Source organism: Pseudomonas sp. LB-090624 (genome assembly GCF_003205205.1).
Classification (GTDB): domain Bacteria; phylum Pseudomonadota; class Gammaproteobacteria; order Pseudomonadales; family Pseudomonadaceae; genus Aquipseudomonas.
In genome coordinates, this window is the sequence record NZ_QJRL01000036.1 from 37,086 (window position 1) to 45,825 (window position 8,740).

An 8,740-nucleotide genomic window follows, 5' to 3' on the forward strand; every position below is an offset into this window, starting at 1 on the left:
GGCTATCAGCCTGCCGGGGGCGTGAAGATCGCCCCCAGCTCTTCGCGGCTTTGCGCCATACCCACATTCTCATGCAGGCCCTGACGCAGAAACGCCACCAGCTTCGATTGCAGGGCAATGGCCAGGTCGGTTTCCGGGTCACCGCCCGCCACGTAGGCACCTACACTGATCAGGTCGCGGCTTTGCGACAGGCGCGACCACAACTGCTTGAATTTCTGCGCCTGGCGCAAGTGGTCGGCGTCCACCACCTGCGGCATCACACGGCTGATCGACGCTTCAATATCGATGGCCGGATAATGGCCTTCCTCAGCCAGCCGCCGCGACAGCACGAAGTGGCCGTCGAGCACGCCCCGTGCCGCGTCGGCGATCGGGTCCTGCTGGTCGTCACCTTCCGACAATACGGTGTAGAAGGCCGTAATAGAGCCGCCACCCGGCTCGGCGTTACCAGCTCGCTCCACCAGCTTGGGCAGCTTGGCGAACACTGACGGCGGGTAACCGCGGGTGGCCGGCGGCTCGCCGATGGCCAGGGCAATTTCCCGCTGGGCCTGGGCGAAACGGGTCAGCGAGTCCATCAGCAACAGCACGTTCTTGCCTTTATCGCGGAAGTACTCGGCAATGCGCGTGCAGTACATGGCGGCGCGCAGGCGCATCAGCGGCGCATCGTCGGCAGGCGACGCGACCACCACCGAGCGCTTGAGCCCCTCCTCGCCAAGGATGTGCTCGATGAACTCCTTCACTTCGCGGCCCCGTTCACCAATCAGGCCGACCACGATGATCTCGGCTTCGGTAAAGCGCGTCATCATGCCCAGCAACACCGACTTACCCACGCCGGTACCGGCGAACAGGCCCAGGCGCTGGCCACGGCCGACAGTGAGCAGGCCGTTGATGCTGCGAATACCGACATCCAGCGGCTTGCTGATGGGGTCGCGGTTGAGCGGGTTGATCAGCGGGCCGTCCATCGGCACCCAATCCTCGGCCTTCATCCCGCCCTTGCCGTCCAGCGCGCGGCCAGCACCGTCGAGCACCCGGCCGAGCATACTCATGCCCATGGGCAGGCGGCCGCCGTCGTCCAGGGGCACCACGCGAGCGCCCGGGGCGATGCCGACAATGCTGCCAACCGGCATGAGGAACACCTTGGGGCCGGCAAAGCCCATGACTTCGGCTTCGACCTGCACCGGGTGGTAACTGTCGTCGTTGATGACCAGGCAACGGCTGCCGACGGCGGCGCGCAGGCCTTCGGCCTCCAGGGTAAGGCCGACCATGCGCAACAGGCGGCCCTCCAGGATGGGGCGCGCTGGCAACTCGATGGCCGCGGCGTAGCTGCCCAGGCGCTTGCCGAAACTGGTGCGGTCAAGGCGCATCAGGGTTGTCCATGGCAGGCTCGACCGGGGCGTCCAGGTTTACCGACATGTCGGGAGCCGCCGGGTGCAGGGAATGGTCGTGCAACTGGTCGAACAGCTGTGCCACGGCCTTCTCGATACGGGTTTCCATGGTCGCGTCGATGCGACTGTGGGCGGTTTCGATGCGGCAGCCCCCCGGCAGCAGCGCGCTGTCTTCGAGCAGCCGCCAGTTTTCCTCGTGGCGTTCGCGCAGGGCCTTGACCAGCTCGAAATCCTGCGGGTTGAGGTGGATGCGGATATTGTCCGCCCCCATCGGCAGCAGCTTGAGCGCCTCGCGCAGCACCTGGGTGATCTGGCTGGAATCGCTGCGCAGTTCACGGCCGATGACCTGACGGGTCATGTGCGCCACCAGGTGGACGACGGTCTTCTCGATCTGCGTGTCCTGCTCGGCGATCGGCTCCATCAGGTTGGCCATCAGCCGCTCGAGGCTGGACAGCTTGCCCTTCAGCGCCTCTTCGGCCTCCTGGCGGACCTTGAGCTGGATGCTGTGGAAGCCCTCGCGCTCACCAGTGGCGAAACCCTCGTTGTAGGCTTCCTGCCGAATGGCTTCGAGTTCTTCCAAGGTCAGCGGCTGGACTTCTTCCAGCGGCACTTCCTCTACTTCTTCCGCAATGACCTCGGGCTCCGGCTCTGGCTCAGGCTCGGGTTCCGGGTCGAAGCTGGGCAGCGTCCACACGTCCACGCCCTCGAGGTCGCGGGCGCGGATCAGGTCACTGGGGTGATGTTCTTTGGTGGACATGTTTTCAGGTACTCAATCCATGTTCAGCCAATGCTCACTCGCTCAAAAAGATTGAACTGGCGCGCACGCTGTGGGAGCAGGCTTGCTCGCGAACACGGGCAACGCCCGTGCGATCCACCGCAGCGCCTGCTTCGCGGGCAAGCCCGCTGCCACAGGGTCAACGGCGGGTTTGCCGCCGTTACAAGATCAGATCATTTCCTCGGCGCCCTTGCCGCCGAGCACGATCTCGCCGGCCTCGGCCATGCGCCGGGCGATGGTGAGGATTTCCTTCTGCGCCGTCTCGACGTCGCTGACCCGCACCGGCCCCTTGGCCTCCAGGTCGTCGCGCAGCAGCTCCGAGGCCCGCTTGGACATGTTCTTGAAGATCTTGTCCTTGACCCGCTCGTCGGCGCCCTTGAGCGACACCACCAGCACATCGGACGACACTTCGCGCAACAGCGCCTGAATGCCACGGTCGTCGACGTCGGCCAGGTTGTTGAAGACGAACATCAGGTCTTCGATCTGCTCCGACAGGTCGCTGTCGATTTCGCGGATCGCGTCCATCAGTGCGCCTTCCACCGAGCTGTCGAGGAAGTTCATGATGTCGGCCGCCCGCTTGATGCCACCCAGGGTGGTACGCGCTGCGTTGGAGTTGCCCGAGAACTGCTTCTCGAGGATCTGGTTCAGCTCTTTCAATGCAGCCGGCTGCACCGTGTTCAGCGAGGAGACGCGCAGAACGATGTCCAGGCGGACCTTGTGGTCGAAGTTGCTCAGCACTTCACCGGCCTGGTCCGGGTCGAGGTAGGCGACCACGATGGCCTGGATCTGTGGGTGCTCGTAGCGGATCACGTCGGCCACGGCGCGCGGCTCCATCCACTTCAGGCTGTCCAGGCCGCTGGTGTTGCCACCCAGCAGGATCCGGTCGACCAGGCCGTTGGCCTTGTCCTCGCCCAAGGCCTGGTTAAGCATTTTGCGGATATACGCGTCGGAACCCACGCCCAGGCTGGTCTGGTCGCCGACGATCTCGACGAACTCGCTCATCACCTGTTCGACCTGGTCACGGTGCACATTGCCCATCTGCGCCATGGCCACACCCACCCGCTGCACTTCCTTGGGGCCCATGTGGCGCAGCACCTGGGCGGCATCGGTCTCGCCCAGCGACAGCAAGAGGATCGCCGCTTTGTCGACGCGGCTCAGCTTGGCGGTAACGGCTCGGTTATCACTCATCGGCGTTGATCCACTCTTTCACGACCTGGGCAACGCGGCCCGGGTCTTCGGCCACCAGGCCTTTGATTGCGTTGAGCTGTGCCTCGTAACCCTCGGTCGGGCTAGGCAGCAGAATGCTTGTCGGGCCACCCAGGCTGACGCGGTCGTTGGCCAGTTCGCCATCCAGACCCATCATGCCGCCCAGCTCCATGTCGCTATCCGAGGCAGCCTGCTTGCCGCCCCCTGTGATGTTGTTCAGCACCGGCCGCAGTACACCGAACACCAGCACCAGGATGAACACTACGCCCAGCACCTGTTTGACGATGTCCCAGAACCACGGCTGCTGGTAGAAGGCGATATCGGCAATTTCCTCGCCCCGGTCGACGGCGAATGGCACGTTGATCACCGTCACGCTGTCGCCACGGCTGGCATCGAAGCCAACGGCGTCCTGCACCAGACGGGTGAACCGCGCCAGGTCTTCGGCGCCCCACGGCGCCCGGGTGGTGTCGCCGGTAGCCGGGTCGATCTTGACCTGGTCGTCCACCACTACGGCAACCGACAGGCGGGTCATGCGCCCTTGTTGCTGGCGGGTATGGCTGATGGAGCGGTCCAGCTCGAAGTTCTTGGTGCTTTGCTGACGTTTATCTGACGGATACGGCGCAAGCATCGGCTGGCCGGTGGCCGGGTCCATGATCTGCTGGCCGTTGGCATCCACCAGCGGTTGGCCAGGCTGAATGGCCGCAGCCGGGGTGGCGGCGCCACCGGTGGTCTGCGGTGCCGAGGCAGCCCCGGGCGGCTGATTGCTCAATGCGCCGGGCACGCCCTGCGGGCCCTGGCTGCTGGCACGCTGCTCATCAACCGACTGCTCGCTGCGCAGTGCTGGCTGGTCGGGGTTGAACTGTTCGGCGGTGGACTCGACCGCGCTGAAGTCAAGCTCGGCGGACACTTCAGCCTTGTAGCGGTCATTGCCCAGCACCGGTTGCAGGATGTTGCGCACACGCTGGGTGAGCATGCTTTCCATGCGTCGGCTGTAGTCATACTGCTTGCCGGCCTCGGTCAAGGCGGAATCCTGCAACTGCTCGGACAGCAGGTTGCCCTTCTGGTCGACCACGGTGACCTGGGACTTGTCCAGTTCCGGCACACTGGTGGCGACCAGGTTGACGATGGCCATTACCTGCCCGGCTTCCAAAGCGCGCCCCGGGTACAGCTCGACCAGTACCGAGGCGCTTGGCTTGCGTTCATCCCGCACGAACACCGAGCTTTTCGGAATGGCCAGGTGCACACGTGCGGCCTTGACGTTGTTCAGGCTGGACACTGTGCGCGCCAGCTCGCCTTCCAGGCTGCGGCGGTAGCGGGTGGCTTCCATGAACTGGCTAGTGCCCAGGCCCTGCTCCTTGTCGAGCAGTTCGAAGCCGACATTGCCGTCGCTGGGCGCCACCCCGGCGGCAGCCAGTTTCAGGCGCGCACGGGAGAGGTCGTCGGCCTTGACCAGCAGGGCGCCAGAATTGGGCTCTACATTGTAGGGAATATCGGCAGCGGCCAGGGTATCCATGACCTGCTTGGTGTCCATGCCCGACAAGCTGCCGTACAGCGGACGATAATCGGGTTGTTGCGACCACAGCACTACGGCAAAGCCGATCGCCACGCTGGCCGCCAGGCCGACCATGAGGCCGATCTGCCGCAGCATGGGCATCCGCGCGATGTTTTCCAGAAACGCCATGCCGAACAGCGGCGGCTTGGCCGCTGGCGTACCAGCCTTGGCGGGGGCGTTTTCGACGACTGCTTCAGCCATGGTTCACGTCCGCCCTCAAACCGGCATCTGCATGATGTCCTGGTACGCCTGGACCAGCTTGTTGCGTACCTGGGTCATGGCCTGCATCGACACGCTGGCCTTTTGCGAAGCGATCATCACGTCGGTCAGGTCGACGCCGCTCTTGCCGATTTCAAAGGCGTTGGCCAGCTGGGTCGAGGCCTGCTGGGTTTCATGCACCTTGCCAATGGCCTGGCCGAGCATGTCGGCAAAGGTACTTTGCCCCGGCGCCAGTTCGGGCGCCGCGGTAACCTTTGGCAACGACATGGCATCGGCCTGCATGGCCCGCATGTCCAACATCAGACGATTGAATTCAACACCTTGGCTCATGACCCTTCTCTCTCCTGCGGCCGCATTTTTTTGACACGCATGCGGCGGATAGCCTACGTAAAGCAACAAAGGTGCCAGCCTTGGCAACTAAAGCGTGTGGCATTACACGCTCCCTGCGGGAGCGCATCAGGGCTGGCAGGTGTTGGCCACAGGCGCTGAAGATGCGATGCCGAGCACTCAGCCGAAAAGGCTGGCCTCGACGTCGAACCCGGCATCGCGCATCTGCGCCAGTTTGTAACGCAGGGTGCGTGGGCTGATGCCCAGGCGCTCCGCCGCCTCCTTGCGGCGCCCCCGCTCGGCACGCAGGGTGTCGATGATCATCTGGTACTCATGGCGACGCATGTCATCGCCCAGCCCACCCGCTTCGGCGGCCACTTCAGGTGATGGCTCGATGCCAGCTGACAATGGAATGGCACCTGCCAGACAAAAATCCGCCGCCTCGATCACCCCACCCTGCTGCAGGATCAGCGCCCGCTGCAGGGCGTTGTCCAACTCGCGGACGTTACCCGGCCAGGCATAGGCTTGCAGGCAGGCCCGCGCCTGCGGCGACAGGCGCACCGGGGCGTGCTTCATCTTGGCCACATGGCGCGCCAGCAAGCGCTCGGCCAGTTGCAGAATGTCACCCGGGCGCTCACGCAGCGGTTGCAAGGCCAATGGGAACACCGACAGGCGGTAGTACAGGTCTTCACGAAAACGGCCGGCCGCCACCTCACCGGCCAAGTCACGGTTGGTGGTCGCCAGCACGCGGATATCCAGGCTGATCGGCTTGCGCCCACCTACCCGCTCCACTTCGCGCTCCTGCAGCACACGCAGGAGCTTGGCCTGCAGGGCCATGGGCATTTCCGAGATTTCGTCCAGCAGCAAGGTCCCGCCCTCGGCCTGCTCGAACTTGCCAGCCTGGGCAGCGATGGCGCCGGTGAACGCGCCCTTCTCGTGGCCGAACAGGGTGGCTTCGAGCATGTTGTCGGGGATCGCCGCGCAGTTGATCGCCACGAATGGCTGCGCGGCCCGTGGCGACTGCTGATGAATGTACCGCGCCAGCACTTCCTTGCCGGTACCGGACTCCCCGGAAATCAGCACGGTCGAATCACTGCGCGCTACCCGCGCGGCCAGCTCCAGCAACTGTCGGCTGGCTGGCTCAAAGGCTACTGGACCCTCTTCACCCGTCACCCGCCCGGCGGCATGCCGCTCGACGAGGCTGAGCAGCGCCTTGGGCTCGAACGGCTTGACCAGGTAATCGGCAGCGCCCTGGCGCATGGCCTCGACCGCACGCTCGACGGCGGCGTGCGCAGTCATCAACAGCACTGGCAGCTGTGGTTGCTGGCGGCGCAGCTGGCTGAGCAACTGGTGCCCGTCCATACCGGGCATGTTCACATCACTGACCACCAGGCTGAAGGTGTCATCCTGCACCGCCTCCAGCGCTTCTTCGGCGGAGCCAACGGCCCGGTAGGCAAAGCCGCCGATTTCCAGGGTGTCGCCCAGCGCCTGGCGCAGCACCCGGTCGTCCTCGACCAACAGCACATTGATTGCCATTACGCGCCCTCCGCCAGCTGCCCGTCGATCAGCGGCAACTCCACCCGCACGCAAGTGCCTCGACCGATTTTCGAACGCAGGCTGATCACGCCTTGGTGCGCACGCACCACAGCCTGGACCACCGCCAGCCCCAGGCCGGTGCCCGTGGCCTTGGTGGTCAGGAACGGCTCGCCCAGGCGCGCCAACAACTCGGCGTCGATACCGCTACCAGCATCACTCACGCACAGGTGCAAGGTGCGCTCGCGGCGGAACAGGTGCACTTTCAAGCGCGCCGAGCCATCGCTGGCTTGCAGGGCATTCTCGATCAGGTTGAGCAAGGCGCCGACAAGGGTGTCGCGGTTGCACAGCAGTTCACCCAGGTGGCTGTCGCACTGCCAGCGCACGGCATGCCCTTGCACATGTGCCTGCGCTGCCTGCTGCAGGGCCTGGAACAAGGCTTTCGGGGTAACCCGATCACCCAGCGGCAATTCACCACGGGCGAACACCAGCATGTCACGCACCTGATGCTCCAGTTCATGCAGGCGCTCCTTCAGGGTGCCAGCAAAACGTTGGCGGGTTTCTGCGCTCAGCTGTTGCTCGCTGTCGGCCAGGTGGCTGGCGTAGAGCATGGCGGCCGACAACGGCGTACGGATCTGATGCGCCAGCGAAGCGACCATGCGGCCCAATGATGACAGGCGCTCGTGGCGCGCCAGTTGGCCCTGCAGGCGACGGGTTTCAGTCAGGTCGTTGAGCAGCACCAGTTGGCCGGGTTCGGCATCCAGCGAGCGGGTGGCGATCGACAGGCGGCGACCATCGCGCAGTGAGACTTCATGGCCGTCATCCTTGCGCGGCGCAAAGCTGCGGGTAATCACCTGGCGCCAAAGCTCACCGATCAGCGGCTCGCCGAGCAGTTCGCAGGCAGCCGGGTTGGCTTCGCGCACCAGGCCTTGGCCATCGATCACAATCACGCCGCCAGGCAACAGGTCCAGCAGGTTTTGCAGGCGGTTGGCCAGGCGCTCCTTTTCGCTGAGCTCATCGATGCGCTGGGCGCTGACCACGGCCAGCTCGCCCTTGAGTTCACTGACCCGGGCTTCAAGCAGGCTGTAGGACTGGCTCAGCTGGCTGGACACCTGGTTGAACAGGGCGAAGGCGTGCTCGATACCCTGACGGCTGTCCTGCTCGACCGGGGTATGCCCCTGCTGATCAGGGGCTCGGGATAGGTGGGCGGCCTGGGGCATCGTGCTCTCTCGCGTGGCTGACCGTCATAAAAACGGTATGGTGCCAGCGGTGTAGCAATAGCCGTGCCGGAGATAGGGATTTGGGTTCGCCGTGGGATTGGGTCAAGACGGAGAAGGGTTCGCCGTGGGATTGGGTCAAGACGGAGAAGGGTTCGCCGTGGGATTGGGTCAAGACGGAGAAGGGTTCGCCGTGGGATTGGGCCAAGACGGAGAAGGGTTCGCCGTGGGATTGGGTAAAGACGGAGAAGGGTTCGCCGTGGGATTGGGCCAAGACGGAGAAGGGTTCGCCGTGGGATTGGGTCAAGACGGAGAAGGGTTCGCCGTGAGTTTTGTTGCGCCGGGGAGATCGAGCGCCGCCCGCGCGGCGCATCGCGAGCTGCGCTCGCTCCTACGTTTGTTTCGGGCCAGTTACGCCTGTGACAGGCGCGCGCGACCGCCTTGTTTGTACTGCGCGATATCGAGTCATGCACCCAGGCGTTCGCGCGCAAATCCCCCAGGAATAATTGGCCCGAAACAAACGTAGGAG

General features: G+C 64.6%; 7 protein-coding genes. All 7 read right to left on the reverse strand.

All coding sequences use genetic code 11. From position 1 onward, the window contains the following. Positions 1-5 precede the first annotated feature (5 nt). Positions 6-1,361: a flagellar protein export ATPase FliI gene (gene fliI, locus DMX11_RS23065; protein ID WP_110747230.1), complete on the reverse strand. Its 1,356-nt coding sequence runs from the start codon at positions 1,359-1,361 to the stop codon at positions 6-8. Further along, complete coding sequence (fliH, locus tag DMX11_RS23070; protein ID WP_110747232.1) at positions 1,351-2,139, reverse strand: flagellar assembly protein FliH; 789 nt, start codon at positions 2,137-2,139, stop codon at positions 1,351-1,353. The genes fliI and fliH overlap by 11 nt, the downstream gene beginning before the upstream one ends. Before the next feature lie 186 nt (positions 2,140-2,325). Then, positions 2,326-3,345, reverse strand: coding sequence for a flagellar motor switch protein FliG (fliG, locus tag DMX11_RS23075; RefSeq protein ID WP_013973604.1), 1,020 nt, complete (start codon positions 3,343-3,345; stop codon positions 2,326-2,328). Further along, complete coding sequence (gene fliF / locus DMX11_RS23080; RefSeq protein WP_110747234.1) at positions 3,338-5,116, reverse strand: flagellar basal-body MS-ring/collar protein FliF; 1,779 nt, start codon at positions 5,114-5,116, stop codon at positions 3,338-3,340. The genes fliG and fliF overlap by 8 nt, the downstream gene beginning before the upstream one ends. A 15-nt stretch (positions 5,117-5,131) precedes the next feature. Continuing rightward, positions 5,132-5,464: a flagellar hook-basal body complex protein FliE gene (gene fliE, locus DMX11_RS23085; RefSeq protein ID WP_003254438.1), complete on the reverse strand. Its 333-nt coding sequence runs from the start codon at positions 5,462-5,464 to the stop codon at positions 5,132-5,134. 177 nt (positions 5,465-5,641) lie between these two features. Beyond that, on the reverse strand, positions 5,642-6,997 hold the full coding sequence (locus DMX11_RS23090; RefSeq protein ID WP_110747236.1) for a sigma-54 dependent transcriptional regulator: 1,356 nt from the start codon (positions 6,995-6,997) through the stop codon (positions 5,642-5,644). After that, complete coding sequence (locus DMX11_RS23095) at positions 6,997-8,214, reverse strand: PAS domain-containing sensor histidine kinase (protein WP_110747238.1); 1,218 nt, start codon at positions 8,212-8,214, stop codon at positions 6,997-6,999. Before DMX11_RS23095 ends, DMX11_RS23090 begins: the two co-directional genes overlap by 1 nt. Between the last annotated feature and the right edge of the window lie 526 nt (positions 8,215-8,740).

Coding starts and splice junctions, on each gene's coding strand:
- fliG (WP_013973604.1), bottom strand. CDS start 3,345: ATGAGTGATAACCGAGCCGTTACCGCCAAGCTGAGCCGCGTCGACAAA.
- fliF (WP_110747234.1), bottom strand. CDS start 5,116: ATGGCTGAAGCAGTCGTCGAAAACGCCCCCGCCAAGGCTGGTACGCCA.
- fliI (WP_110747230.1), bottom strand. CDS start 1,361: ATGCGCCTTGACCGCACCAGTTTCGGCAAGCGCCTGGGCAGCTACGCC.
- DMX11_RS23090 (WP_110747236.1), bottom strand. CDS start 6,997: ATGGCAATCAATGTGCTGTTGGTCGAGGACGACCGGGTGCTGCGCCAG.
- fliE (WP_003254438.1), bottom strand. CDS start 5,464: ATGAGCCAAGGTGTTGAATTCAATCGTCTGATGTTGGACATGCGGGCC.
- fliH (WP_110747232.1), bottom strand. CDS start 2,139: ATGTCCACCAAAGAACATCACCCCAGTGACCTGATCCGCGCCCGCGAC.
- DMX11_RS23095 (WP_110747238.1), bottom strand. CDS start 8,214: ATGCCCCAGGCCGCCCACCTATCCCGAGCCCCTGATCAGCAGGGGCAT.